The organism is Variovorax sp. Sphag1AA, assembly GCF_014192575.1.
Classification (GTDB): Bacteria; Pseudomonadota; Gammaproteobacteria; order Burkholderiales; family Burkholderiaceae_C; genus Variovorax.
In genome coordinates this window covers 345,863-372,603 of record NZ_JACHYC010000007.1, presented here as the reverse complement: position 1 = coordinate 372,603, position 26,741 = coordinate 345,863, and the positions used below count along the sequence as shown (strand labels likewise).

Below are 26,741 nucleotides of genomic sequence, written 5' to 3'. Positions count from 1 at the left end.
GGCGGCGGCCCGCGAGAAAGGATCCGACATGCCCGTTTGGCGCACACGACCGGTAAAGGAGCAGCGTCTTCTCACGCTGAGAAGCTGGCAGGTGCTCCAGCTCCCCGATGGAGACCGTCACCTCGTCGGATACTGCATTGAAAACAACGAAGGTCGGGTGAGTTCAGTGGTGCGCGAAGTTGATGCCAAGACACTTCGCGTCAAGACTGGAACTGGTCGGACCTATGTCCTCAAAGGGCGTCCGGGAGGGAATCTGGACGCCGAGTATGTTTGGCGACAATGGGCTGCGGCGAACTCGATTGAATCTTGGGAGGACGTTACTGGGGAGGTTTGGCAGCAGCATCAGTATGCCCGGGTTAGGTAGTCCCGCGACCGGGTGTTTCCGGCTCTGCAAACCTCGTCGACATCTTGGGTCAGGCGATACGACCTCTCCAATACCGCCAAGCGCCTGCCACCAGAGCCCCAAAGCCGCGTCATTGGCGCCATCCTCCACTCGGAGATGTAGGAAGGCACGTTTGCCGCAAAAACTCGCGGTCAACAGATCCTGGCCAAGGTCCAGCGATGGCAGCCACGCACATGGCTCGCTCTCGACGACGACGATGAGTTGTGGCCAGAGCAGTGGCTTGCCCATTTGGTCAAGACTCACCCTGAGCTTGGAATCAGCGAGCCGACCGTGCTGGTTGAACTCAATGCGAAGCTTGCGCTGATGCGGGTGCCGTACCGCCCCAGTACCTCAGACCGAGACGGCAATACCGCCTGGGCCATGACTAAACACAGTGAATACACAGCGTGTCATCCATCAACTTCAAGGAACACGCTCAATGCTCGAACTCGAGCCCGTCCGTCTTACCCTCGCCGAAGCCGCCCAACGCGAACGCGCATTCATGCCTATCTATGACCGTATCGAAGCCGCCCGACTGAAAGCAGGGCCGAACTCGTCCGCCTACACCTTCGTCCCAGCGGACCGTCTGCCGACCTTTACGGGCGAACGCCCTCTCCTTTGGCTGAGCTTGCCGTCAAGCGAAGTGGAGAACATGCCGCGCCTGATTGGAAATCTCAACGCCGACAACGTCACTTCTATAGACCTGCAATCGATGTCCGTTCGCTATTCCTTCGTGACGCAAGGTCGGTCAATCGAACTGAACTCTTCCCATATGGAATCTGCATTCGACGACGATTGTGGATTCTCCGTGCTAGCAACGTGCGACGGCAGCGTTTGGATTCAACATCTCGTGCCAATTGACAAGGAACAGTGGGAATACCACATGGACCACCTTCGAGGGTGCATTGAATACTACTTCCCGGATGAATTCAATTCGGAGTCTGAACTCTTGGCGGCGAAGGAAGAAGCGAGCAGGCTTGGCCTCGAGTTCTATCCACCGAATCCAGGAACTCTCAGACCCGAATACTTGTCCCTCCCACTGGAGTAGCACCTTGACCCATAGCTCAGGTCACGTTGCGTCTCTGCCGCCCGGCCAGCCGCGGACGGCCGCTCCCGAAATGAAGGACAAGTGGACAAGGTCCGTCGTCGACCATCGTGCTGCTTCAAGTCGGCACCGCGGTGCTAGTAGGCATCGTTGCCTCCACATCCGAAGGCATGCTCACAATCCGCGTAAGCTCGCCGATTGACGCGGTGGCCCCAGACCTGCTTGCAGTTCAGACGCATTCGGGCAGGCTTTGCAAGTTCGACGGCCCACCGGCCCGACATGGACGCATGCGTGCGCTGATCTCCTGAAAGGATCGCGACCTGCGGACATGAGACGCGCTGGATATCACCGACATTCTTTTGGGGAAATCAGGCATAGCCCTCCAGCCCCCCGTTCCGGCCAATGCCTCACGGCGACCTTTTCAGCCGGGTAAAATTCACCTCCATGTCCACCACAACTCAGCTCTCACAAGACGGCCTGCGCTACATCAAGAAGGCGTCCGGCACAATCATCACGACCCCTCGCGCCGAGTCCATGATGTCGTGCTTCAAATGCGGCAAATTTTCTCTTCGGTCAACGATGTCGTCGCGCCGTTTCCTCGGCAAAAACCAGCTCGTCTGCGCGCCCAAGTGCTCTTGAGTCAACGCATCGGCTGATCGGAAGGCCCGCCTCCGACTGAGGCAGTCGGCGGGTCCACGCTCCGCGGCCGCAACCAAGTTTTCCAACGAAGCGCGACTACTTGAGTGAGCGCCTGTTGAAAGCGCCTCATGCCCATCGAACAGATTCTCCGCCGGTCCGAAGAGCTCGACGATGCGATCGTTCGGATGCTCGATTTGGACTCATATCCTGTCTATGCTGAAGACCGGAAGCGCATGGGGCTCAGCGTCACAGCTGCATCCCTATCCTTCGACCATGCTCGAGCGCTGCGCCTGTTGGTCGCCAGTGGCTTCGTCTCTTCAGCGGTCCCCCTAATGCGAATGCAGTTCGAGGCGACCACGCGATCCGCGTGGCTGCTCTTTGCTGCGGCGGAGGCCGAGGTCGCTGCCGCCGGAGCTCCGCTCTCCGCCGAGAGCCAAGAGGCAGCGCGCTCACTGCCGATGGCCACCGGCATGATCAAGGCCTTGCGGCAGGCCTCAGCCGCGGTTCCCGCGGCGGCGGCGCCAGCAGCCATGCTCGGACAGTTCGACAAGATGCAACGCAATGCCCTGAACTCATTCGTACACGGCGGCATACACGCGTTGCGTCGCCACGAGGATGGCTACCCGGTTGAGTTGGTTCGCCAACTCATTGAATGCTCCAACGGGCTGACAACAATCAGCGCGATGATGCTGGCCATCCTCACTGGAGACACCCTGTTGATGAGAAGGATGAACAGGGTGCACGAAGGCTTCGAGGACTGTCTGACGCCCATCCTGCCGGGCTATTGAGCTACTACGGTCAGCGTTGCGCCCAGACCGCGTCTATTTGTCTTCTCTAGGACGCTCGCACGTTACGTGTCATCCATGCGTGAATGGAACGCAGGTGTGTTCGCACGGGACTGTTCCCTGCACCTGTGGCCAATTGCGCGTCGCTGAGCTGAAACCTGTAGAGGTATAGAACGCCGAACGCCATGGCGGCGAGAACCAAAGCCGTGGCGGACATGCTTGCAGCGCCCATCGCGCTCCATCCCTTCCAAGAGTATGCGGAGCCAATGCCCGCCATTGCACCCAGCATGCCAGAGGCAACGATGAGCGATTTGGCAAGGCCCCATGCAAAGAATTGCAGCGTGCGGCCAACCAGGATGGGGGCCGTTCCACATCCGAACAGTCCACCGAGGACGTAGCTTGCCAACTGCGGTAGCACTACAACGCAGGCTATCGCACCGAGAAGGTTGAGCGACGAATTCACATCCAGAAGGGCGCGCAGAAGGCTATTCAGCCCTGACCCCAGTCGACCATGAAAGACGCCATCTCGATCGACGGCACCGCCGGCGCTCGCCCACATTGCGACCACGACGGTGAGAACTACTGTTAGCGAAAAAAAGTAGCAAACAATTCGAACGTCCGAGGGATGACGTCGCGCCAGCCTTAGCCCAAGCACGACGGCCAGGAAGACTGATGCAACGGTCAGCGCCGCTGCGATAGCCAAGGAGGTTGGTGTATCAGTGGGAATCATCGCGTCCAAGAATGCGTTACGACTCGGTCAAGGCTTGATCTTCATCGGCCGGAAAGTCGAAGAACTGCCTGTGTTGCGGATTCGAAGTGGCGGTCACATGTGCTCATGGGGTCAATGCAAGGAGCATCGCACAAGACGGAGTGCTCCTTGCAATCCGGCGCGAGTCTAGGTTGAGCACAAGCGCTCTGCGTCCCCTATGCCGTTTGCGGCGCCAAATTCGTGCTGAACTTGACCAATGACAGGCCTGAGGTCCAGTCCATCGAGAACCGCGGGAGCGCCGCGCTGGGACAATCCTCGGCTACCTCCGTCCAAGACGAGCATTGCCTCCATGCAAGCCCAAGAGCCCACAACTATTTCGCCCACCACTGCTTCTCCGGATGGAGAGGCGGCCGCGTCGCGCGCCCAAGACGTACTTCGAATCGATATCGAGTCGGATCCAACCCTCGGATTTGCCTCCATTCAGAACGCGGTGCCGGTCATTCGCTCGCTCAGAGTTACCAACACGGGGGAACAGGTGCTCGAGCATGTCGAGCTCCTCGTTGATTGCAATCCGCGGTTCGCGGCCAGCGTCAAATTGCGCTTTGACAAGCTGGGGCCCGGAGAGACTCGGACAATCTCTCCCCTAGACCTGCAAGCAGAACATACCTATCTGTCCAACTTGACGGAGGCGGTCACCGCTTCCATCTCCGTGACCGCGCAAGCGCAGGGCATCGTACTTGGAACCAGCACGAACAAAGTCGAGGTCCTGGCGTACGACCAGTGGGCTGGCACGCGGGCGCTCCCCGAGTTGCTCGCAGCGTTCAGCATGCCCAACAACCCGGCTGTGGACAGGTTGCAGTCCAAGGCTTCGGCCATTCTCCACAAGGCCGACCCACACCTTGCCATGGACGGCTACCAATCCAAAAGCCGCGAGGTGGTTTGGAAGCAGGTGTCCGCCATCTACAGCGCCCTCTCCGCCGAAGGACTGCACTACGCAGAGCCCCCAGCGTCGTTCGGCACCTCTGGTCAAAAGATTCGCACGCCCGACCGGATCCTGGACAGTCACGTAGCCACCTGCCTGGACCTCGCGATGCTATTCGCGTCCTGCTTCGAGCAGGCTGGTCTCCGCTCCGGGGTCCTGTTCAAAGAAGGACATGCCTGGGTTGGGGTGTGGCTGCATCCGGTAAATTTCCCAAACCCACTGACCGATGACGTCCAAGCCGTGCGCAAGCGCGTCGACAGCGGCGAATTCCTTGTCTTCGAAACGACTGGAATCGCCCGCCACGAGACCTATCGCCCGTCTCTGCGCATCGCCATGGAGCAAGGGAACGCGCATCTGCAGGAGGAAGAGTCCTTTCGCTACGCCGTGGACGTCTACCGTGCGAGGCAAGTCCAAATCAAATCGCTCCCTTCGAGAGTCGGCCTGACCAAGCTGGTCGCCAACCCGGGCGTGGACGAAGGAGGTGGTTCGGTCGAACCGATGCCGGTCCTGCCGGACCTGGATGCCGACACGCTCGCCGCCATTGACCTCCCCGCTGAGGACACCCCACAGGGGCGTCTAGCCAAGTGGAAGTCCAAGCTCCTGGACCTCACACTGCGCAACAAGCTGCTGAACTTCAAGCCTACGAAGGCAACGCTGCAGTTCGTTGCACCCGATGTAGCCAAGCTCGAAGACGCCTTGGCTTCCGGAGATGAATTCAAGGTGCGGCCGCTTCCGAATGTCATGGACGGCGGAGCGGATCCGCGTGTTGCGCAGGTCCACGTCGGCCGAAATGGTCGGGCGCCGCTGGACGACATGGCGCTTCAAGCCCTTGCGACCAAGGAGTTCATCACTCGGGCTCCTGCGGAAGACCTTGATGACAAGCTCCTGGCCATCAATACCGTTGCCCGAAGTGGCCTCGAAGAAGGCGGCGCAAACACGCTATACCTCGCAATCGGATTTTTGCAGTGGACGGAGGCGGAAAAGGCGGAGAAGCGACATCGTGCGCCCATCCTTCTTGTCCCAGTCTCGCTGCAACGTCGCTCGGTTCGGGACGGGTTCCGACTGAAGCGCCACGATGACGAGGTCATCGTGAACCCCACCCTTCTGCAGTTGCTCAGCACCAACTTCCAGATGAGGGTGAACGTCCAGGGTCTCGACCAGGTCCCCGGAGACGAGAACGGGGTCGACGTCGAACGGGTCCTGCAATCGTTTCGACTTGCCGTGGCAGAAATCCCCCAATGGGAGGTGCTTCCAGAGGTTCATCTCGGCAACTTCTCCTTCACCAAGTACTTGATGTGGAAGGACCTGCAGGACCGAACGGAGCAGTTGAAGGCGAACCGCGTCGTCCGGCATCTCATCGAAAACCCAGGTCAGGCGTTCGAACGGGAAGGCACCGCTGGCGAGTTCGACCGTCTCGACGACACGCACAGGCCCGAAGACATCCTGGCCCCACTGATGCTCGATTCGTCGCAGCTCAAGGCCATATGTGCCATCCATGCAGGCCGCGACCTCGTCCTTGAAGGGCCGCCAGGCACCGGCAAGTCCCAGACCATCACAAACATCATCGCTCATGCCCTGGGCAACGGAAAACGCGTTCTTTTCGTCTCCGAGAAGATGGCGGCCCTGTCCGTTGTTCACAGGCGCCTGACCGACATCGGGCTTGCCCCCTACTGTCTTGAGCTGCACTCGTCGAAGTCGAACAAGACTGATGTTCTCGAGCAATTGGGCAAAGTCTTACACCTCGCCAACGACAGGACGGCAGAGGATTGGACGAGGGAGGCGGAACGCCTCGGCACCTTGCGGCAGGACCTCAATGGGGTGGTGCATGCCTTGCATCGCGAGTACCCGAATGGTCTGACAGTCTTCAATGCAATCGGGACCTGCATCTCCCTGGCGGGAATAGATCCCTCACCGATGCCTTGGGCCGATGCATTGACGCACAGCCGATCGGAGCTCGACAAGCTGCGCGAAACGGCCCGCAGGATTCAAGCCCACGGTCGCGAAATTCCAGCGGTGCACGGGCACCCTCTTACTCTCATCGGCACCAGGGATTGGACGCCGACTTGGCAGGATGACCTTTTGGCGGCCGCTCAGAGCCTGTCCCAAAGTGCGGACGCACTGCGAAGCAAGGCAGTCGAACTTTCGAGCGTCGTCACCACTGATCCGGCCGGCGCCAGCATGGGCGAACTGAACATTCTGGACAACGTTGCGGACCTCCTGCTGGCAGCACCGAAGGTCCCCGTGGGACTTGCGCGCCAGGCGCACGACTCGACCGTGCGTGAGAAGGTACAGACCCTTGCCCGTCACGGAGAAGCCCGTCGGAAAAGCTGGGAGCAGGCTGGAACGGGTTGGGACGAGCAGTTGGCAAGGCTCAACGGAGTCCAGCTGCGTGGCGAGTGGGCTGCCGCCAAGTCGACGTGGTGGCCAAAGAACTACTTTTCCAAGCGCTCGGTGAGCGCAAGGCTTGCGGACCTCCGTGTCGACAAGAAGCGGCCTACGCCCGAGCAGATCGACGCGATGGTTGCAGCATTGCCGGCGGTGAATGAAGAGGACCTGACCTTGCGGGCGATGCATGAGGAGGCGCGAGGCCTATTGGGCGAGGCATACGCTGGAGTCAAGACGGACTGGAGCGCTCTCTATAAGCATGAGACTTGGGCGCACGAGTTCTCGAAGGCGATCTTGAAGATGTCGGACGGCGACATCGCGAAGGCCTCAACCTTGCGCTCCGCACTAGAACCGCTGGTCGGTGAACACCGCGCGCTGCTTGCCCCTGATGCCAAGGTGGGCCGCGCCCTGCTCCAATTTAGGGACGCCTTGCGAGAGTTCCGCCAGCGCCTGGAGGCAGTCGACCGTCTGGCGAAGCCAGTCGCACCAATCGGCGGTGAGCCCACCGCGGCTGGCGCCCTGACTCGGGCCCAAGGTGTGCTCACCGGTTGGGCGAGCTCCAAACGGATGCTGCAGGCTTGGTGCCTGTGGCGCCAAGTGCGAGACCTTGCTGTCAGTCAAGGTATGCAGGGTTTGATATCCGACCTCGAAGGCGGCTCGGTTCGATTGGAAGATGTCGAGCGGCACTTCGAACTCAGCTATCGAAACTGGTGGGTGAAAAAGGCCATCGATGTCGAACCGCTCCTTCGCAGCTTCTCGAGCGCAGACCATGAGCGAAAGATCAGGGAGTTTCGAGAGGCAGACACGAACTTCCAGAAGCTGACCGAGCGGTACATCGCGGCCAAGCTTGCGGGAACCCTCCCGCGCGGACAAGACGCTGGACGCAGCCCCGAGTTGGCCACGCTTTTGCGCGAACTTGGCAAGAAGCGACGTCAGATGCCCGTGCGGCAGTTGGTTCGTTCGATGCCAACGCTGCTCCCTACCCTGAAGCCGTGTCTGCTGATGTCTCCACTTTCGGTCTCGCAGTATCTGGATGCAGGCTATGCGCAGTTCGACCTTGTCGTATTCGATGAGGCCTCGCAGATCCCGGTCTGGGACGCGGTGGGCGTGATTGCCCGCGGGAAGCAGGTGGTAGTGGTTGGTGACCCTAAGCAGTTGCCGCCGACCAACTTCTTCAACAAGAGCTCCGACGGTGAAGAAGGCGGAGACGAAGACCAAGTCGAAGACCTAGAGAGCATCCTGGACGAGTGCCTTGGCGCAGGGATGAACCGTCTGAGCCTGCAGTGGCACTATCGCAGCCGCCATGAAAGTCTCATCGCGTTCAGCAACACACGCTACTACGGAGGCGACCTCATCACGTTCCCGTCGCCGGTGACAGACGACCTGGCTGTTCGATTTGAGCGCGTTGCAGGCGTGTATGACCGCGGGGGAAGTCGCACCAATCGGGCAGAAGCGCAAGCCATCGTGAAGGGCATTGAAGAGCACTACCTCAACCCAGCGAAGCAACACCTGACGCTGGGAGTGGTCACCTTCAACCAGACTCAGCAAGTCCTCATCGAAACATTGCTGGATGAGCGGCGCCGCAACAGCGCCACACTCGACCGTGCCATCGCTTCGAGGTCCCATGAGCCTCTGTTCATCAAGAACCTCGAGAGCGTTCAGGGTGACGAGCGCGACATCATCTTTTTCTCTATCACGTACGGTGTTGATGCAGCGGGCAAGATGTCCATGAACTTCGGCCCACTGAACGGGGAAGGCGGCCATCGTCGATTGAACGTCGCAATCTCTCGAGCAAGAGAGGGCGTTGTTATCTACAGCACGCTCATGCCGGAGCAAATTGACCTGTCGAGAGTGCGCGCTGCAGGTGTTCGGGACCTCAAGCACTACATGGAGTTCGCCATCCGCGGCGTTCGAGCCATCGCAGAACAGAGTGCGCCGACCGGACTTGGCGCGGACAGCCCCTTCGAGACAGCAGTTATCAATGTTCTCCGTGACAAGGGATGGACTGTTCATCCGCAGGTTGGCTGCTCCGGCTATCGCATCGACATGGCGGTCGTAGATCCAGCTGCACCCGGTCGCTATCTGGTGGGTATCGAATGCGACGGGCGGGCCTATCACTCGGGAGCAACGGCGCGAGACAGAGACCGTTTGCGGCAGTACGTACTGGAAAATCTGGGTTGGAAGATTCACCGCATCTGGTCGACGGATTGGTGGATGAATCCAGAGCGCGAGGTCGAGAAGGTGGTTTCCCTCCTCAATGGTCTGGTCGAGCAGGCAGCCAGCGACGAGGCTACCTCCGAAGGCTCCGCATCTGCCGAAGGGCAACACGCAGAGGTCGACCCCGTGGAACCCAGCGAAGGAACCGCTTCTGAGGCTGGAGACCAAGTTGAAGTGGCTGAACCGCGATATGCGCGAGCCGCACCGGTGCCACAGCCGAGCTCGCGTGGTCATTCCCCTGCCCCCCGTCCCGTTTACGCCCCCACTTCACTGGAAGCCGGCGACCCAGCGGCCTTCTACGATGCTCGGTCTTCGGAGCGCCTGAAGATCCATTTGCAACAGGTCATCGACTCGGAGGGGCCGATCCCCGAGCGAATCGCCTTCCAGCGCGTTGCGCGGGCTTGGGGCCTTGAGCGAACAGGTGCTCGAATTGTTGACCGCCTTCGAGAGCTCATGCCGGGCGCCGTCGTGCAAACCGTAGAACCTGAAGACGTGTTCTTGTGGCCAGGCCATGTAGAGCCGGCCTCGCCCTTCGCGTTCCGCATCGCCGGTGAATCGGAGGCCTCGCGCCGACGGACCGCAGACGTATGCAAAGAAGAGCTGTCCGCGATGGTTATTCACGTACTGCAGGAGACGCGGGGCGGCATCCCGCGCGGCGACGTTGCACGTGGGGTCAGTCGCCTCCTGGGCATGGCCCGCACCACTGCGGAAGCGGAGAAACGGATCATGGTCTGTGTCGACGCCCTGCTCGCCGCTGGCGCCCTTTCCGAAGCAGTGGATGGCACGGTCGCTCGGCTGCACCTGTGAAATCTCCTTTGGTCTAACGAGCGAAATGAGTGGAGGATGTCAAAGACAATCCGGTGCGCGTCGGGCCGGTTGCACATCCACGCGTGCCGGCGGAGCTCAGGAAAATTGACGAAAGGCGGCGAGTTGCTGACGCGTGAGTTCGTGCACTCTCTCTCCGCACCGCAACTCGACTGGATTTGTCCGGGTACGGAGCAATGCAGGCACCGGTCGGCCTCGCCCCCAGCAGACGCCTCGCAGTTGCTGCATTCGAACAGAAGGCGCTTTGTTGGTGAAATTCTCCCGAGATCAATGCTCTGGAACGCATCATCGCCGGTCGTCGTCGTCCGCCGATGATGGGCTTAAAACTGCCTAGAAGAAATCGGGAAATGCGTCATACGTCCTGTGTCACATGAGACGCAGCGATGCGCACGAAGCGACGCCTGGCGCATGGATTCGAGTCTCGTACGGTGCACCAAGGTCTCGCTCTTCGCGCACTAGGCAGCGCGCAATCACCCAGAGTCATATCTTTGAACCGCACTAGGCTGATTGCCTCGCATCCACCTCTCGAGGTACTTCACATGCCCGTTTGGTGCACACGACCGGTCACCGAGCAAGGCCTCCTTACGCTTAGAAATTGGCAGGTAGTCCAGCTCCCTGATGGAGACCGTCACCTAGTCGGCTATTGCATTGAAACGAAGGGCGGGTGAGCTCAGTCGTGCGCGAAGTTGATGCCAAGACACTGCGCGTCAAGACAGGAACGGGTCGAGCCTATGTCCTCAAAGGACGCCCTGGGAGCAACCTGGACGCGGAATACGTCTGGCAACAATGGGCCGCGGCCAACTCGATCGAGTCTTGGGACGACGTCACTCAAGCGGTTTGGCAGCAACACCGGGATTCACAGAAGGAGTAGATCGCCGAGACCGGTTCCAATTTGAGTGAAAGACGGTTTCCGCGAAGCAGCGTTCAGTGTTCGGAGGGCGAGACACATGAGCGTTCGCCAACAGGCGGCCTGACGGACCCAAGAACGTGATCGCGAACAATTGGCACGATGGGACCGGGATGACGGATTGAAACTGTCGCACTGGCAGAACGGGCCGCTCACCCACGGCGCGCTGCTATCCCTCGGAAGCCATCGACGTCAGTCGGTAGACGAAGCGCGCAAGGCGAAGCGTTTCAAAATGACGCAGCCTCACTCGTGCCCCCTGCTTGGTGAGGCGGGGATGCACTGAAAGAACGCCCCGATTCGTTTCGCACTTCAGCCACCGAGACCTGGCACGCCTGCCAACCAGCGGCGCCGATGGGGCAAGCGTACGGTCAGGTTAGCCAGGCTCTGATGCCGCAGGACGTGATGGCCCGTGCGGCCCGAGGCCGTCCCGGTACTTGGCCCGTGCATAGCTGGCCCTGGCCACCTCGGATGGCGCCAAGCATCGCACGAGCGAACTGGCCGCCGGCCTTGATCTGGCCGAGATACGAGCGACGGCCGCTCGCGCCGAAAGGCCGGCGTACCACGCTCGCAGCGCAGCAAGCTGCGACGCACTCGGGATTTCACCCCCCTGCAACGCCCCGCCCCTTCAACTGCGGGTCAGATCCAGCGACGTTCATCGTCTCCAGTTCAGGCGAAGAATGTTGCTATTGTGATAAGAAGAGTTATCGCAATAGCAGCCGCTTAATGCGCGTCGTGTGTCCTTTGCGTCCTAGCCTATCGATACTCGCAGCGAGGAGGGCTCAGCAAGGTAGGCCCCACCTAGCGCGTCGACATGGACGCCTGGAGGTGACGAATGACCCCCGTATGGAGCAGGTCCAACGTTTCCTCCAGATCCTGTTGGCTCGTGTCGATGATCAAGTCCGCCTGCGCATAGAAAGCGGAGCGGCCCTCCAGGATCCGCCGCAGATCCTGCATCGCCTCCGCGTTCCCCGCCATGGGCCGCAGGTCTCCTTGCCTCGCCACCCGCGCCATGTGGTCCTCTGGACTGGCTTGAAGCCAGATGCTCCAGCAGTGCCCGAGCAACAGGCTGAACGTCGCCGGTTCCGCGACAACGCCACCGGGTACGGCGATCACGCAATCCGAGTGAATCTGCAGGACCTCTTCAAGCGCGCGGCGTTCGTAGCGGCGGTAGGCATTCGGCCCGTAGAGATCGTGAATCTCGCGAATGCTGAAGCCCGCCATGCGTTCGATGTGCAGACTGAGCTCGATGAAAGAAAACCCCAGGCTCTGCGCAAGCAGCTTCCCGAGCGTCGACTTGCCCGCACCGCGAAGCCCTACGAGCGCAATGCGCTGGCTCTGAGTTCCTGGCGCCTCGGAATGACCGAGCGCCCTGCTCAAGGCGTACCGGGCCTTTCGCAGCTCCGCATCGGATCGGCCCTCCAGCAGATCGCGAATCAACACCCATTCCGCGGAGGCGGTGCTCATGTCGCCGACGACCGCGGCTACCGAACAATCAAGGCCGATCGCAAGCTGGCCCAGTACCAGAAGCGAAGGATTGGCTTCGCCGCATTCCAGACTGGCGAGGTAGCGCTCCGAGATCCCGGTAGCGAGGGCGGCGCTCTTCCGCGTCATGCCTCTCCTGGCACGGAGCGTCCGCAGACGCTCTCCCAGTTCTTCGAGTACCGGACACTTGCCGCCATCGAGGCTCGCCTGCCCGGGATCCGGAAAGCTCATTGACAGGCGTAGCTGGACGCCGCAGTCGGAGAGCCGCTGCCGTTGTAAGTCGCCTTCTTCGGATATGGACAGATCGGCATCGACACACTGCCGTCGCCAGAACTGATGGTGAGTTTCTCCGGAGCGGTATCGCTCTCCACCCACTGGACAAGCGCATCGAAGAACTGGGTCGACCCCGGCAATGGCACGGAGTTGTTGGTGGCCGCAGGTCCCGCCGTGCCTTGCGCCGTACCCACCCCGCTGCAATGCCCCATCCCGGGAACCATGAACAGGCGATTGAACTTGTTGACTTCGACGTTCCCGCCCATCACCTGCGAAACACGGGTGTAGTAGTTGGCCGAGCCCGATGGGGTGATCAGCACGTCGGCAAGGCCGTGGTAGCTGATGATCTTCTTCTTGCCGTCGCGGGCCTTCGTGAGATCGGGGTTGTCGGTGTTGATGTTGCCGAAGTAAGGCTGCAGCGCGATGCCCTGGTAGAAGGCGTTCGCGAGATCGACGTAGGTCAGCTGCTTCCACTTGTTGGCGCCGTTGCCGGTCGCGTTCACGAAACTCGGTGTCGCGTACGTCGGGTCCTGCAGTTCGAGGGCGACCATGTCCGACGAGATCGTGAATGGCGTCGTGCCGGCCAGGCCCGTCAGCGTGCTGCCGCGTGTGAGGCCCCACCAGAGGTGATTGCTCGAAGCGAGCGTCGGTGAACTGGCGTTGTCCACCGCCGGGTCCGGGCTGGTGCCATCCGCCGTTTGGCCGTACCAGATCTTGTTGATGGCACTCGCCTCCGTGAGCGTCACGCACGAGGCACTCGTGTTCGTGCCCACGACGCCGCCGGTGCCCTGCACGCCCGAACACAGCATCGCTGCATCCTTGGTCGGGTCGTAGCGGCACTGGCCCGGATCCGGAATGAACCCGAGATGCTGGCCACCGACCGTGTCGCACGCGCTCACGGCCGCGCCGCTCACCGCGGCAATCTTCGCCGCAGCGATGGGCGCGCCCAGGTCCTGCTGCATGACGACCTGTGGGTAGAGCTCGTTGGTGATGAACTTGGTCCAGTTGAAGGCGGGCGCTCCGACGAGATAGCCGTCGTAGTCGTCCGGATGCTCCTGGGCGATCTTGTAGCCCTGGCGGCCACCGGTCGAGCAGCCGGACCAATAGGCAAACTTCTGCGGTTCGCCGTAGTAGGCCTGGGTGAGTGCCTTGGTCTTCAAGGCCAGCTCGTGAAGGCTGCGTTCCGCGAAGTCGGTCCACAACGTCGAGTTGATTCCGCCGTCCTGGCGCATGGCGAACGAGCCCTGGCCGATGGAGTGACCGGTATCGGTCGTGCCGACCACGTAGCCCGTCGCAGCGGTTGACGCGGCGCCGGTCGAACCGATCAGCGTAGTGGATGCCTGGTTGCCGCCGGCCCAACCGCCGCCGCCCTGGTTCTGAATACGGCTGTTCCAGGCCGAGGGAGCGGGCAGCCAGATCTCCAGTCCGATACCCGGCGAATTCGAGGGCGCAGTCGCTGGAGCATCGGCAAAGCCGGGGCCGACGACGATCTTCACGAGGCACAGGTCCGCGGTGGCCTTCGGTGGTGTGCCGGTAGTGCCCGACAAGGCGAGCGAGTCGCCCTGCTTGAAAGCCTTGACGAGGACCACATTCGTGTTGGCGTCGGGCTTGAACGCGGCGACCATGCTGTCGTCGCACTTCAGCAGCGATGCGGCCGGAGCAGGTGCCGGGGCGGGAGCGGGCGCGGGTGCAGGAGCCGGCGCAGCCGACGTGGGGAGGAAAGGCGTCGAACCGCCGCTGCCTCCCCCACATCCTGCAACGATGATCCCCGCGACACCGAGTGCCGCTTTCCAGAGAAGGTGACGGGGAGCTTGGGGTGCGGGGGCGATGGGGATCGCGCCTGCCGGGGACGCCCTCCGAGATGACGATGCGCTCATGGCTGTTTGTCTCCTTTGGTGAATGGCCGCGCGCAAGATGAACAATGGTGCATTTGCGCGATCGAACGATAGGAGCAACGCGTCATCGACTCTTTCACGGAACGGCCAGTCCTTGCAGAATTCTGCTCACCCCGGGAAAACGATGAAGTAATGTGCATGTTCGATCGCCATGATCGCGCCATGACGCGTTCACCGCTGCTGGACATATCGCCCTGCGACGAACCGGCCACCGTGCTGGCCCATGCGCCGGCGTCTGCCACATGCCTGCCGGTCACGGTCTGTTCCATTCCGGGCTCGGCCGAACTCGTCGATGACTGGCATCCAACGCCAAAAATGCTCGTCGCCCATTCGGGCAGCGGCCGGCGTTGGTACAAGCAGGGATCCCGGACCCTCACGATGCAGACGAGGCCTCGCATGATCGAAATCTACGGAGCGGGCCTTGCATTCGACCGGTGCTGCTGGGAGGGCGAAGCGGGCTTGTGTGCCGTGGTCGAATTCACGGACGAGCATGTGCAGGCCCTCACGCATGGAGAAATCAAGAGCCTGAAGCTCTCGACGCAACACGAGGTGTTCGACCATCGGCTCAGCCAGCTCGCGCTGGAGCTGTCGAACGAAGCCCTGACCGGCTTGCCGAGCGGAGCGCTCTATGCGCAGGGCCTCTCGATCGCGATCCTGGGCCTCCTCGAAAGCGGATACGCCTCAGGCACGCGAGCGTCGAAGCCCGAGGCGGGACAGTTGAGCGCCCGCGATCAACGCCGGTTGATGGACCTGGTGCTTGGCGAACTGGGGACCGATTTGTCCATCGTGAGGATGGCCAGCGAAGTAGGCTTGAGTCCATCCCATTTCGCCCGGGCCTTCAAGGCCACGTTCGGCGTGACGCCTCACAGCTACGTCCAATCCAACCGCCTTCAGTACGCAGTGACGGCGCTGCGGGAAGACGGGGCACGCTCGATTGCCGATATTGCAATCGCCTGCGGTTTCTCCAGTCAGGCCCATATGACCAACCTAATCCGACAGCATCTCGGGGTCACGCCGCGGCAAATTCGAGGGCAAGTTTAGCGATCTAGTGGGCTCACGATCGGATAGGCGGAACTTTGCAGTTTTGCTCCGCCCTCGTCGAGTCGCTCCGCTTGCAGCTCCTTCCTCGACCGAAACGACTGCACGGTCACATTGTGGGTCGCCTCGCATCGGAGAAGGAGCTGCGTCTACTTGGCCTTGTTCACGTTGTTCAGAAGCACGCTCGACTTCGCTCAGCACCGGCGCAAGCACATCATTTTGCGTCCCGCTACTGTTTCTGCAACGCGAGGTCGGAGGTGAGCTTGCCAAATTCGACAGACTGGCGCCTCAAGTACTCGTCGAATTCCTCGGGCGTGCCCGCGACCGTTTCCGAACCTTCTGCGAGGTAACGTTCGCGGATTTCCCTGCTAGCGATTGCGGCCTGCAAGGCACCCGAAATCCTGACCACCACTTCGCGCGGCGTCGCAACCGGTGCGAAGAGGCCGATGGTGGCATAGGAACTAAAACCGGGCATGCCCTGTTCGGCGACTGTCGGCACGTCCGGCAACGCAGGATTTCGCACAGTGGACGTTACGGCCAGCGCTCGCAACTGCCCGCTGCGCACCTTGCTGGAACTACTACCGGTTGCATCGAACACCATCGTCACACGCCCGCTAATGACGTCCGGTATCGCTGCGGCAATACCCTTGTACGGCACGTGCAGGAGTTGCACGCCAGCGCGCTGCAGGAGCATTTGCTCCGCCAGATATGGCGTGGTACCGACGCCACCAGAGGCGAACGACATGTCTGCGGGTCGGGCCTTGGCGCGCGCCACAAAGTCCGCAACGCTTCGATCCGGCTGGCCCGGTCCCACCAACATCAACCATGGCGATCGAGCGATGACTCCGATGCCCGCGAAGTCCTTCAACTCGTATCCGGGGTCCTGCTTCACGAACGGCAGTGCAACGACACTCTCCGAGGTGGCCAGCAACGTATAGCCATCAGCGGGCGAGGACTTGACGAAGCGGACGCCGAGCATCGTGTCGGCACCTGCGCGGTTCTCCACCACCACGGGCTGTCCGAGACTCTCGCTCATCTTTTGCGCCACCATGCGGGTCGCGAGGTCCGCCAGACCTCCAGGCGCCGATGGCACAACTATGCGAATCGGACGAACCGGAAAAACCTCAGTTGCCTGAGCCTGTGCCGCCACAGACATGCACAGGCAGAAACCTGAGAGGACTCTTGTCGACCAACTTTTCATCTTTATGTCTCCTCGCTCTCAATCGGAACGTAAGAGCATGGTGGTCAGACAGCGTGCAGTAGTCCAATTCAGATTTCTTGGAGTGCCCTTACCAAAGGGAATGCGTGACAACTTCCCATGGAAGCTGATTCGCGTGCCAGTGGCCGAGGAAGCGGCGCGTTCTTCTCCGCCCCCACGGAACTACTCAGTCGCTGGGAAAGCTTCGATGGGCACATTGACCACAGCAATGATCATGGTCGAAGACGATGTGGCTCCGACATCCACCAATGTTTTGGCGGCCGTGCAATTGCAGCGTTTGTGCGGCGGAGCCTGCAAACTCGAACGCGCTGCCGTGGGCCAGGAGAGCGCGCGAGACGATGTTGGGCGCAATGCCACCCTGTTGAGGGGCCCAACTTCCGGTTTCAGATGCTCAGCGTGGCCCCAATGACTCCAGCGACGAATGGGGCCACTTTCGACCAGATGAGCTAGATCATGCAGGCATCAGAACCGCATCCAAGATCCCTCCCGGCCTCGCCTAGAAGGTCGTCGAGCGCGTGCGGAGCCGCGACCTTTCGTCCGACCACATTCCTCGCAATGGCCTGGAGCCAGAAAGCATGCGTGGGATGACCTCCCCCCGCGACCACGAGGATGAGGTTCTCTGGCTTGGAGGCGATTGGCCAAGGGTCGAGTTTGACGCTTTCTCGACCCAGTCGGTCACCACCGCGCTCGAACCAGGGAATGCAGCCGTTGCGCTGCAAGACATCCCGTGAAATCTTGGAGTTCTCCCAGAGGAAGCGGCGCGTCTTCTCCTTGGTCCAACCGGTCATCGCAAGGTATTTCGCGACCACCTTCGTCAGCAGGATCGCTCCGGGTGTTCCTTCGGTGTAGCCGTTGATGTAATGGACGCTAGGAGCAGCAAGAAATCCTGCCATGCGGTGCAGACCTTGCAACACGTCCTCTTGCAGCGTCGCATCAGTGGCACTCCGGCGCACGATGTTCGTGGCGCCGGTCGCCCAAAAGAAGGAAATGGAATTGGTGCCAGGCGCGAAGCCGTGCCGCTCGGTTCCATGCGGGAGCCATCCCTCCGGAAGATTCTCCTCATCCTCCGCGAACACGGCGTTGGTGTAGCGCATCGCGCCCCATGGAGCCATCGTTCCTGATCCTGGCAAGGCCCCTCCGAGGTTCTGTTGCAGTTGGCGCAAAGCCCTTCCGATGGAAGCTCCTGCCGGGTGTTGCGCGTCGGGACCGAGGCATCCGAAGCCCGAATTCATTCGAACCTGCTTCCCGATCGGACCGTTGACAATAACCACCGGAAACGTGCCTGCAGAAGTCGCCTGCTCGTGCTCGGCGTTTGCCTTCGGATCCAAGATCGCCTCGACCGCAGCAATGAGGATGCATAGGTACTCCGGTCTTCCACCTGCCATCGCCAAGCTGATGGCGCACGCCTCCACCGTGGCAAGGCCGCCGCGCGGCGGAAACTTGCCAAGGAGATGATCACGCGGCAGATCAGTCCCTCGCAGAATCCACTCAACGCGTTCCCGCGTAGCCGGCCACATCGGCAGCCCGTCACCCCATCGGTTGATCTGAAACAGATGGTTGACCGTCCTCAGCCCTTCTTCGTAGTCCCGACATTCGATGGCGATGATGGCGTCTTCGGCACCGTCAAGATCCCGGGGCACCCAAGAGGTGAGGCCGTAGTAGATTTCTCGCCGACGTTCGGAAAGGGGGGAGAGATCCGAGTCGGGCGTGAAAAGTCCCAATGGGAAAGTGACGATGGCGAGGTCCGGGGGCAGCCCAAGGCCAGACACCGCGTTGCACACCACGGGCACAAACTCCTCACGCGTGATCGTGACAGTCGGAATGCCGATTGCTTCCAGGCGCCCTGCAGCGAGCGCACAAGCAGTCGAACAGGCTCCGCATGCCGCATTGCCGATGACTACAGCGTCCACGCCGCTTCTCTTCACCGCCTCAATCGTTGCATCTTCGGCAATGAAATCCGTTCCCTCCGGAAACGTGTCGAGCGGAAGAATGTCGACGTCATGGAAGTCCTCCCTGAGGTGGCGTATGAGAAGCGGCAAGGACCGGAACGCCTGCCAGTCGCCGTTAGACAAGAATCCGATTCGCTTTCCTGAAAGAGAGGGCAACCGGTCAGCGTGCCGAGCCGTCGTTTCAGTTTTCCCCGACGGGTTATAGAACTCCAGTTTCACATGAATTCCTTGTACGAAGAAAACGAAACGATGGAAGCACATCGACGCCTATGGTCGGGGGCTGCGGCGCGGTGGTGACGCTGGCGCCGCGCATCATTGCTTTTCCAAACCCAGATCAGCGACGAGTTTGCTGAACTCCGCGCGGGCGTTGTTCAATGACTCCGTGTATTCCTCCGGCGACATGACCAGTTGCTCCGCTCCGTCACGCTCAAGGCGTTCACGGATCTCCTTGCTCGCCGTGGCACCTTTGAGAGCGGCTGCGAGCCTGTCAACGATCGCTCTTGGCGTTCCTGCCGGGGCAAGCAAGCCGATGTTGACGTAGGAACTGTAGCCAGGGACCCCCTGCTCCTGGACAGTCGGAATGTCAGGCAGGACCCCAAGTCGAGTTGTCGATGTCACGCCCAAAGCGCGGATTTGCCCGGCGCGAACCTTGCCCGCACTGGCACCGACCGCCTCAAATATCATGGTGACTCTGCCGCCCATTACATCGGGCATTCCGGCCGCCAAGCCTTTGTAGGGAACATGCAGCAGCTTGACTCCGGCGCGCTGCAGGAACATCTGCGCCGCGAGGTGCGGGGTGGTGCCGACGCCTCCGGACGCGAAGGTCAACTTGTCGGGCTGGGCCTTCGCGCGTGCAATGAATTCTGGAATGTTGTTGTCCGGCTGGCTCGTGCCAATCATCACCAACCAAGGGGATCTGGCAATCACTCCAATCCCGACAAAGTCTTGCAAGTCATACCCCGCGTCGAGTTTCACCACGGGCTGACTCGCGATAGTGTCGGAAGTTGCCAGAAGGGTGTAGCCATCCGCGGGGGCACCTTTGACGTAGCGCGTTCCCAGCATGGTGTCAGCGCCGGCGCGATTCTCAACAAGCACCGGTTGCTTCAGGCTCTCCGTCATCTTTTGAGCCACAAGACGGGCCGCAATATCCGTCAACCCGCCTGGAGCCGAATTGACAACAATATGCACAGGTTTGGATGGAAATGCGTCAGAGGCGTGGGCAAGTGCGGCCACACATGAGGCAAGAACGAAGCCCGTGACGGCTCCTGCAAATCTGGTCATCGTGATGTCTCCTTAGTTGATCTCTCCGGTGCGATTCGCTGCATCCAGTTCCATGGTCGCTTCCTGATCGCGCGCGGTCCACTTCTGATTTCTTGGAGTACTCATATCAAAGGGAATAGCACGCGTCCCCGAGCGCTGCGAAGGCTCAATCGTTCTGCCTCCCCTCGTCTATGAGTTGATCTTCAGATCAGCGGGCGCGTACAACAGCGAACCAATGCTGAAGGCCATTCACGGCGAGCAACGGAAGTCCACCGGTCGGCGAAAGCATTCGCATTGGTACGCAGGCGGTGGCGTTTGCGCGGGGAAGGCAGCCGTGGTCTTGCTGCGAGCCCTGGACCGTTCCTTTAACCGCCATCATGGCGGCCTTGATACTCGTCGAAGGCGCAACGCCCGCCAAGCGCAGTCGTCAGTACTTGGCACGTCGGAATGAAACGGGGCCGGGGCCCTCCATGACCTGGATGTTGGGAAAGTTGAAATTGCTCGGGCGAGGATCGCGCAAGGTCGGCCACTGCCCGGGAAGATTGGTCAAGTTCGTCACGCGCTCTGGAAGGAGCGGTCGGAGACCAATCGCCGGCTCTTGTGACGCGAGTCAGCAGGCCCCGGCCGCTTTGAGCGATTCGATCTTGTCTGGTGAATAGCCCAGCTCACGAAGAATTTCGTCCCGGTCGGCGCCGCCTTCTGGCGTCGCCTTGCGGATACGTCGCGGAATACCATCGAAGTTCAGCGGTGACGCAAGCAGGTTCATTCGTCCCAGCGTGGGATGCTGCACCGGCTGCACCATCGCCAGGCTCTGCACCTGCTCGTCCGCGAAGACCTCATCCATGCTGTAGATCGGGCCACAGGTAACCCCGCGATCGTTGAGCGTCTCGATCCAGTGCTGAGTGGACTTGGTGCGCGTCACTTCCTCAATACGCTTGTGGATCTCGGCTTTGTGAGCTCTGCGCCCGTCGCGGGTCAGCCATTCTGGTCTCTCGGCCCATTCCGGATGACCCAGACCTTCACAGAGCTTCGCCCACATTCGTGAGCTGCCAGCGCAGACAGTGATGTGACTATCAAGGGTCGGGAAAACGTCCGTCGGGATCGCGGTGGGGTGAGCATTGCCCACGCGCTGTGGAATCTCCTTGTCGACGAGCCAGCGAGTTGTCTGGAAGTCCATCATGAACAACAGCCCTTCCATCAGGCTGGTGTGCACCCATCGGCCGACGCCGGTGCGGCTTCTCTCAAACAACGCCATCATGACGCTCAGCGCCAGCATGTTGCCCGCCGTCAGATCGCCAACAGCGATGCCAGTGCGCGTTGGCATGCCATCCGGAAATCCAGTCACCGACATAAGGCCGCTCATTCCTTGCGCGATCTGGTCAAGGCCGGGACGTTCTCTGTACGGTCCCTCCTGCCCAAAGCCGCTAATGCTGCCGTAGACAAGGCGCGGATTGATCAACTTCAGATCCTTGTAGCCGATGCCCAAGCGGTCCTTGACGGCTGGCCGCATGTTCTCGACAAGAACGTCCGCATCTTTGACCAAGTCGAGCAATACAGCCTTGCCCGCTGGGTCCTTCAAGTTGATGCGTACCGAACGCTTGTTGCGATGAAGGTTCTGATAGTCCGAGCCGCGCTCCTTGCCCACCACGTCCTCGAGTGCAGGGGAACCGGGCGGCCCCAACGGCTGTTCCACCCTGATCACGTCAGCGCCCCAATCAGCAAGATGCCGCACGGCCGTGGGGCCGGCCCGCGCCAAGGTCAGATCGATCACCTTGAGGCCCGCAAGGGGCAGCAGAGGTTCATCATCACCCATATCGCCAGCCCTCAATTCTTCACTCGAGTTCGTCAATGCACTCTCCTGTTCGAAACTTGGCTTCATGGTGTCGTCGTCGGCGCGTCGCGTCCAATTCAAATTCCTTGGCCCGCTCTTACCGCATGGAATGCCCCTGAGTCCATCCAATAGGTTTGGGTGCCCCAACCACTCGGCCCTGTACATTCAAAGGGGCCTCTCGCAGAATCGGACCGATGAGAATCGAAGACCAAATGGAACTCGCCGGAAGCTACGCAGAGGGCAAGCTACTGGCCGGACGTATCGGCAACGTGGGCATCGTGCTTTTCAATCAACCGGAAAAGCGAAACGCTGTGAGTCTTGAGATGTGGGAAGGCGTATGTGCAGCGCTCGACCTGTTTGGTGCTGCCGAGGACATTCGCGTCGTGGTTTACGCTGGCTCGGGAGGCAAGGCTTTCACCTCTGGTGGAGACATCAGCCAGTATGCCGAGCGTCGCAACAGCGCAGAAGCGAATTCGGAGTACAACCGCATTGCAGCAAAGGGGCGCGAGAAGATGGGTGCTCTTGCCAAACCCAGCATTGCTTGCATAGATGGGTTCTGTCTCGGCGGCGGCCTGAGCATCGCGCTACTGGCCGACTTGCGCGTGGCCGCTCCGGATTCGATGTTCGGTGTCCCGGCTGCACGACTGGGTCTCTGCTATAGCGCAGAAGCCATGGAGCGACTCGTGACTCTGATCGGTCCGGCCAGGGCCCGGCTGATGATCTATACCGCCCGGAGAATCAATGCCTCAGAGGCGTTCGCAATGGGCCTGGTGGACGTCATCGCCGGGAAGGACGCCGCGAGTGAAACTCTGGAACTGGCGATAACGATCGCGGACAACGCACCCCTCTCAGTCGCTGCAGCGAAGTTCTTCATCGATCAAGTGCAGAAGCAGCCAAAGGAGCGGGACGAGGCACGGATGTTGGAGCACATGAGCCGTTGCATGGACAGCTCCGACTATCGCGAAGGGCGGAGCGCATTCATGGAGAAGAGAAAGCCCGCCTTCCTGGGTGCTTGATTCGGACCCGCCATCAGGCGCCCTCCAGGACATGTGCCTCCATGCACCGATACTCCAACGCTGAATCGAGCTGCTCCAGGAACTGATAGACATACTTCGGCAACTGACTGCGGCGGCGCATCAGGACTGCCGATTCTGATGGATCGAACAGGTGGGCGACGTCGCGCGCCCGCAGGGCGCGGTCCTTCGCCGACGAGAAGGCAAAGGCCGGGATGATGCCCATCCCTAGACCCGCCGCCACATAGTTCTTGATGACGTCGACGTCGAGTGCCTGTACCACGACGTTGAGGTCCAGCTCGGCCTGCTGGAACTTGCGCAAGATACGCGCCCCAAGCCGACGCGACGAACTCAGCAGGATGATCGGATGAGGTGCCAAAGCTTCCAGCGTCAGCGGCTTCTTCTCCTTGAGCAGGGGATGGCCGGGAGCAACCACGAGTACACGCGGTGAAGTAAGGAACGGGACCGCCAGCACTTCCTTGGGCAACTCCTCCGGAAGGTGAGTCACGCCAATTGCTGCCTTGCCGTCGCGGACAAGCTCCGCTACCTGATTGGGCGATCCCAACTGGACGTTGATCCGCACTAGGGGGAAACGCTGCCGAAACGCGACGATGACGGGCAGCAGCAAGTAGTTCGCATGGGTGTGGCTGGTTGCCAATGCAATGGTTCCTCCAGCCTCGCCCTCTTCGGCGCGCGCCACCAGGCGAACGTTGTCGGCGCACTGCAGTGCTCGCCGTGCCCACCCCAACACCCGTTCACCTGCCTCGGTCATGGCGACCGGTCTGCCACCCTGCCGCAGAAGGAGGTCGACCCCGAGTTCTTCTTCGAACTGCCGCAGTTGCTTGCTGATGGCCGGCTGGGTCGCATGCAGCGCAATCGCCGCTCGCGATATGTTGAAACCTGCGTCGATCACGGCACACAGGCACTGCAGCTGGCGCAATTTCATGGTGAGCTACGAGTTGGCTCGAGACTAATCCGGCTTACGATAGTGCTGGGGCCAGAGCCGCTGGACGACCGGTCGTTCCCTGCCATAGGCATAGCAGCTGTCCACGAGACCGGCAACAGCTGCACTGTCTGCATCTCGCAGCCGTTCTGGATGCATAGCGAGAATGCCTTGGAAGGCGGTGGTTGCCATCGGAAGCAGCACCTCCATCAAATGAGTGCAGCTCGCCGAACCGCGCAGAAGTTCCTTCACTTTCTTGGACCAACCACGGGCAATCGTCTCACCGACGAGCACCGAAAGGGTCGACTCCGCTTCTCGGCACAGCGCACCCCAAGGCGTGGCATCCGACGATGCAACAAGCGCCCTCACGACATAGTTCTCGTCCACTGTCATTCGGACCCAGAGGTCGTGGACGGGTTCGCCGGCTGGGAGGGGAACCGGCGAGCTGAGTCGTTTGAAATCGAAAGGCTTTCGGTCCACCAAGTGAGCCTCTACGTCATAGAGGCCGTCGCGGCGGGCAAACGCCCGCATATCAATCACTCGGCTATGGATCTCACGGCGGACATCTGGTTCGGCTAGGGGCATGTCAATCGCTTTCAGGAGGGTGTGAAACCGCGCGGCAGAGCACAGCGCCATGGCATTTCTGGAGCAACCGCCATGCCAATGCGACACGGTCGCTGTCAGCTGCGTACAACCTTTGCGGCGCACAGGTCATGGCTGCGCCGAAGGCAACATCGTCCCCACCGCGGACACTTCCCGCGTTCATGACAAGCACGGATGTCGACAGGCTCCTCTTCGCTACTGGAGAAGATTCCCACGATCGGCTCACTGCATCGGTGGATGATGGGAGGATTCGCGGCGCCCCCAGAGGATGATCCCGATCCTCGCGCCCGTTCGACGGCTGCCACGCGCTCAGGAATCTTCTGTGCCTTGCGACCTACGCGCCTTGCCCGATGCACCAATCGTCAACGTCGCACTCTCAATGAAGTTCGCGAGCGCCGGGGCGACGAAGTTCGGGTTCCAGGCCATCATCGCGGGGGCAGTCGCTGCGGCACCTTTGAGCGGCACGAAGCAAACTCCGCGGAGGCCGGCTTTCGACACCGACCTTGGCACGATCGCGACCCCATTGCCCTGGGCCACCAGCGTGACGATCGTGAGCCACGTGCGCGCCTGGTGCACCGTGCGGGGATGGATCGCCGCACGGCTGAAGATCGCAATGACGTTGTCGTGATTGGCCGGCGCGCCCTCGCGCGCGAACATGACGAAACTCTCCTCGGCCACCTCATGGAGATCAACGCTCGCCTTGGCCCCCAGTGGGTGCCCCTCTGGCAGGCAAAGCACAAAGGTGTCGTTCTTCAGCGCCAAGGATTTCAACTGCGGGGGAGCCGTGGATCCATGGACGAATGCGGCGTGCAGTTGCTTGCGAATGAGGCGTTCGAGATGCTCGGCAGAAGACAGCTCGTGCAGTACCACGTCGATGCCCGGCATTTCGCGCTTGAACCTCGAAAGGATGCCCGGCACCTCACGGTACATCAACGAGCCAACGATACCTATCTCCAGGCGCCCTTGAACACCTTCCTCGACGGCCCGAACCATGCCACCGACGCGCGACAACCGCTCGAGGATTTCCCTAGCCTCGTTCAGGAATACGACTCCAGCAGGCGTAAGTTGAACCATCTTGCTGTTGCGCAGGAAGAGTTGTGCGCCGAGTTCCTCCTCCAGCGACTTAATGGCAGCACTCAGGGGCGGCTGCGAGATGGCGAGTCGGCTCGCAGCTCTGTGGAAGTGCAACTCCTCGGCGAGGATGCAGAAGTACCTCAAGAACAGCAACTTCATGGCCAAGTTGAAGCGAATTCAATGATCCATAAAAAGCGATCAACCAATCGCCAATGAGTATTGGACGGCGATCGTAGCGCTCCCTAGACTCACCTGCAAATCGAAAGCAGATACGGAGACAAGTCATGAACTTGGCGTTCAAACGCCTCGCCATCACGCTCGGGTTGGCAATTGCTTCAATCGCGGCGCCGGCCGCAGCGCAGGAGTACCCGAGCAAGCCGATCAAACTGCAGATCCCCTTCAGCCCTGGCGGGGCAACCGACGTGCTTGCACGCCTTGTCGGGGACGAGTTTGCAACGCGCCTCGGACAACCTGTTATCGCCGAGAACAGGCCTGGAGCAAGCACTGGGTTGGCAGCTGCATATGTAGCCAAATCGAAGCCCGACGGCTACACGCTGCTGCTGAGCACGCCAACGCATTCGATCAACGCGGCTGCGAGCCAGAATCTGCCTTTCGACGCGGTGAACGACTTCGAGTTCATCGGCAAGATCGGCCAGATCGGCTTCGTTCTGATGGCGAGCCCCGACCTGCAGGTAACGGATCTACAAGGTCTCGTCGCCCTCGCCCGCCGCGAGCCGGACCGTCTGAAGTACGCCTCTTCCGGTCTGAATGCCCAAGGACAACTCTGGACGGATGCATTCATTCAAAAGGCGAGGATCAATGCGCTCCACATCCCCTACAAGGGCGAGACCCAAGCTCTCACCGACCTCCTGGGCGGCCAGGTGAATCTGTTCCTGTGCACGTTCACCGTGTGCGGTCCGCGCATGAATGACAAGGCGATGGTTCCATTGGCGGTGACCACTTCGAGGCGCTTCGCCCAGGCGCCGACCGTACCCACGGTCATCGAGGCCGGCTTTCCCGAGGCAGAGATGAATTGGTGGGCCTTCATTGCGGCGCCCAAGGGAACGCCACCTGCCGTGATTCAGCGCCTGAACACAACGCTCAATGAGATGCTTGCCGACGAGACGTTCAAGAAGCGACTGCTCGCGCTGGGCATCGACCCTGAGCCCCGTACCACTGCCGCGGCAACTCGCTCGCTCATTCGGTCAGAAATTGACCGCTGGCGATCCTCGGTCGTCAAAACCGACACCAACTGAATCCCACTACGCCTGGGCGTGCGAGTCCA

Annotated in this window: 17 protein-coding genes and 1 pseudogene; 8 read left to right on the top strand and 10 right to left on the bottom strand. The window is 60.9% G+C overall.

Annotated elements, in window-relative coordinates:
* Nucleotides 1-535 precede the first annotated feature (535 nt).
* From FHW64_RS34920 to FHW64_RS27645, 4 genes and pseudogenes are all read left to right on the top strand, one after another.
* Nucleotides 536-898, top strand: a pseudogene (locus FHW64_RS34920) (HAD domain-containing protein); the annotation flags it as partial.
* Entirely contained in the window at nucleotides 822-1,430 is a 609-nt protein-coding gene (locus FHW64_RS27655) for a hypothetical protein (protein WP_184531423.1), read from the top strand. The pseudogene FHW64_RS34920 and the gene FHW64_RS27655, both read left to right, overlap by 77 nt.
* Before the next feature lie 441 nt (nucleotides 1,431-1,871).
* Nucleotides 1,872-2,066 carry a hypothetical protein gene (locus FHW64_RS27650; protein ID WP_184531422.1) on the top strand — a complete coding sequence of 65 codons (195 nt, stop codon included), beginning with the start codon at nucleotides 1,872-1,874 and terminating at the stop codon, nucleotides 2,064-2,066.
* 128 nt (nucleotides 2,067-2,194) lie between these two features.
* Complete coding sequence (locus FHW64_RS27645) at nucleotides 2,195-2,854, top strand: DUF6988 family protein (RefSeq protein ID WP_184531421.1); 660 nt, start codon at nucleotides 2,195-2,197, stop codon at nucleotides 2,852-2,854.
* 46 nt (nucleotides 2,855-2,900) lie between these two features.
* On the opposite strand, the gene FHW64_RS27640 is transcribed toward FHW64_RS27645, so the two are convergent.
* On the bottom strand, nucleotides 2,901-3,590 hold the full coding sequence (locus FHW64_RS27640) for a hypothetical protein (protein ID WP_184531420.1): 690 nt from the start codon (nucleotides 3,588-3,590) through the stop codon (nucleotides 2,901-2,903).
* A gap of 319 nt (nucleotides 3,591-3,909) precedes the next feature.
* Here FHW64_RS27640 and FHW64_RS27635 point away from each other — a divergent pair, with 319 nt between their 5' ends.
* Nucleotides 3,910-9,951, top strand: a complete 6,042-nt coding sequence (locus FHW64_RS27635; protein ID WP_184531419.1) for a DUF3320 domain-containing protein — start codon at nucleotides 3,910-3,912, stop codon at nucleotides 9,949-9,951.
* A 1,723-nt stretch (nucleotides 9,952-11,674) separates the two neighbouring features.
* Here the strand turns inward: FHW64_RS27635 and FHW64_RS27630 are convergent.
* Nucleotides 11,675-12,589, bottom strand: coding sequence for a helix-turn-helix transcriptional regulator (locus tag FHW64_RS27630; RefSeq protein ID WP_184531418.1), 915 nt, complete (start codon nucleotides 12,587-12,589; stop codon nucleotides 11,675-11,677).
* On the bottom strand, nucleotides 12,586-14,508 hold the full coding sequence (locus FHW64_RS27625) for a tannase/feruloyl esterase family alpha/beta hydrolase (RefSeq protein ID WP_184531417.1): 1,923 nt from the start codon (nucleotides 14,506-14,508) through the stop codon (nucleotides 12,586-12,588). The genes FHW64_RS27630 and FHW64_RS27625 overlap by 4 nt, the downstream gene beginning before the upstream one ends.
* A gap of 156 nt (nucleotides 14,509-14,664) precedes the next feature.
* Here FHW64_RS27625 and FHW64_RS27620 point away from each other — a divergent pair, with 156 nt between their 5' ends.
* Nucleotides 14,665-15,567 carry an AraC family transcriptional regulator gene (locus FHW64_RS27620; protein ID WP_184531416.1) on the top strand — a complete coding sequence of 301 codons (903 nt, stop codon included), beginning with the start codon at nucleotides 14,665-14,667 and terminating at the stop codon, nucleotides 15,565-15,567.
* Nucleotides 15,568-15,793: 226 nt separating this feature from the next.
* On the opposite strand, the gene FHW64_RS27615 is transcribed toward FHW64_RS27620, so the two are convergent.
* The 4 genes from FHW64_RS27615 to FHW64_RS27600 all read right to left on the bottom strand — a co-directional run bounded on the left by FHW64_RS27615 (nucleotide 15,794) and on the right by FHW64_RS27600 (nucleotide 21,871).
* The gene (locus tag FHW64_RS27615; RefSeq protein ID WP_260306405.1) at nucleotides 15,794-16,615 is read right to left on the bottom strand and encodes a tripartite tricarboxylate transporter substrate-binding protein; all 822 of its coding nucleotides are present in this window, start codon (nucleotides 16,613-16,615) and stop codon (nucleotides 15,794-15,796) included.
* Between the two features lie 614 nt (nucleotides 16,616-17,229).
* Complete coding sequence (locus FHW64_RS27610) at nucleotides 17,230-18,951, bottom strand: hypothetical protein (protein WP_221220717.1); 1,722 nt, start codon at nucleotides 18,949-18,951, stop codon at nucleotides 17,230-17,232.
* Between the two features lie 93 nt (nucleotides 18,952-19,044).
* Complete coding sequence (locus FHW64_RS27605) at nucleotides 19,045-20,013, bottom strand: tripartite tricarboxylate transporter substrate binding protein (RefSeq protein ID WP_184531413.1); 969 nt, start codon at nucleotides 20,011-20,013, stop codon at nucleotides 19,045-19,047.
* Between the two features lie 589 nt (nucleotides 20,014-20,602).
* Nucleotides 20,603-21,871: a CaiB/BaiF CoA-transferase family protein gene (locus FHW64_RS27600; protein WP_260306404.1), complete on the bottom strand. Its 1,269-nt coding sequence runs from the start codon at nucleotides 21,869-21,871 to the stop codon at nucleotides 20,603-20,605.
* Nucleotides 21,872-22,017: 146 nt separating this feature from the next.
* Between FHW64_RS27600 and FHW64_RS27595 the strand changes: the two genes are divergently transcribed.
* Nucleotides 22,018-22,839 (top strand): enoyl-CoA hydratase, encoded by an 822-nt coding sequence (locus FHW64_RS27595; RefSeq protein ID WP_184531412.1) that lies wholly within the window; start codon nucleotides 22,018-22,020, stop codon nucleotides 22,837-22,839.
* Nucleotides 22,840-22,852: 13 nt separating this feature from the next.
* Here FHW64_RS27595 and FHW64_RS27590 read toward each other — a convergent pair whose 3' ends face one another.
* The 3 genes from FHW64_RS27590 to FHW64_RS27580 form a co-directional block, all read right to left on the bottom strand.
* The gene (locus tag FHW64_RS27590; protein ID WP_184531411.1) at nucleotides 22,853-23,782 is read right to left on the bottom strand and encodes a LysR substrate-binding domain-containing protein; all 930 of its coding nucleotides are present in this window, start codon (nucleotides 23,780-23,782) and stop codon (nucleotides 22,853-22,855) included.
* 24 nt (nucleotides 23,783-23,806) lie between these two features.
* Nucleotides 23,807-24,415 (bottom strand): DUF2889 domain-containing protein, encoded by a 609-nt coding sequence (locus FHW64_RS27585; RefSeq protein WP_184531410.1) that lies wholly within the window; start codon nucleotides 24,413-24,415, stop codon nucleotides 23,807-23,809.
* A 276-nt stretch (nucleotides 24,416-24,691) separates the two neighbouring features.
* Nucleotides 24,692-25,615 (bottom strand): LysR family transcriptional regulator, encoded by a 924-nt coding sequence (locus FHW64_RS27580; RefSeq protein WP_184531409.1) that lies wholly within the window; start codon nucleotides 25,613-25,615, stop codon nucleotides 24,692-24,694.
* Between the two features lie 125 nt (nucleotides 25,616-25,740).
* Here FHW64_RS27580 and FHW64_RS27575 point away from each other — a divergent pair, with 125 nt between their 5' ends.
* Entirely contained in the window at nucleotides 25,741-26,712 is a 972-nt protein-coding gene (locus FHW64_RS27575; RefSeq protein ID WP_184531408.1) for a tripartite tricarboxylate transporter substrate-binding protein, read from the top strand.
* Nucleotides 26,713-26,741 lie beyond the last annotated feature (29 nt).

Excerpts from the sequence above, each read along its gene's own strand:
- FHW64_RS27595 (WP_184531412.1), top strand. The coding sequence starts at position 22,018 with ATGAGAATCGAAGACCAAATGGAACTCGCCGGAAGCTACGCAGAGGGC.
- FHW64_RS27590 (WP_184531411.1), bottom strand. The coding sequence starts at position 23,782 with ATGAAATTGCGCCAGCTGCAGTGCCTGTGTGCCGTGATCGACGCAGGT.
- FHW64_RS27645 (WP_184531421.1), top strand. The coding sequence starts at position 2,195 with ATGCCCATCGAACAGATTCTCCGCCGGTCCGAAGAGCTCGACGATGCG.
- FHW64_RS27605 (WP_184531413.1), bottom strand. The coding sequence starts at position 20,013 with ATGACCAGATTTGCAGGAGCCGTCACGGGCTTCGTTCTTGCCTCATGT.
- FHW64_RS27620 (WP_184531416.1), top strand. The coding sequence starts at position 14,665 with ATGTTCGATCGCCATGATCGCGCCATGACGCGTTCACCGCTGCTGGAC.
- FHW64_RS27575 (WP_184531408.1), top strand. The coding sequence starts at position 25,741 with ATGAACTTGGCGTTCAAACGCCTCGCCATCACGCTCGGGTTGGCAATT.
- FHW64_RS27635 (WP_184531419.1), top strand. The coding sequence starts at position 3,910 with ATGCAAGCCCAAGAGCCCACAACTATTTCGCCCACCACTGCTTCTCCG.
- FHW64_RS27580 (WP_184531409.1), bottom strand. The coding sequence starts at position 25,615 with ATGAAGTTGCTGTTCTTGAGGTACTTCTGCATCCTCGCCGAGGAGTTG.
- FHW64_RS27600 (WP_260306404.1), bottom strand. The coding sequence starts at position 21,871 with ATGAAGCCAAGTTTCGAACAGGAGAGTGCATTGACGAACTCGAGTGAA.
- FHW64_RS27630 (WP_184531418.1), bottom strand. The coding sequence starts at position 12,589 with ATGAGCTTTCCGGATCCCGGGCAGGCGAGCCTCGATGGCGGCAAGTGT.
- FHW64_RS27625 (WP_184531417.1), bottom strand. The coding sequence starts at position 14,508 with ATGAGCGCATCGTCATCTCGGAGGGCGTCCCCGGCAGGCGCGATCCCC.
- FHW64_RS27655 (WP_184531423.1), top strand. The coding sequence starts at position 822 with ATGCTCGAACTCGAGCCCGTCCGTCTTACCCTCGCCGAAGCCGCCCAA.
- FHW64_RS27615 (WP_260306405.1), bottom strand. The coding sequence starts at position 16,615 with ATGGTGGCGCAAAAGATGAGCGAGAGTCTCGGACAGCCCGTGGTGGTG.
- FHW64_RS27585 (WP_184531410.1), bottom strand. The coding sequence starts at position 24,415 with ATGGCGCTGTGCTCTGCCGCGCGGTTTCACACCCTCCTGAAAGCGATT.
- FHW64_RS27650 (WP_184531422.1), top strand. The coding sequence starts at position 1,872 with ATGTCCACCACAACTCAGCTCTCACAAGACGGCCTGCGCTACATCAAG.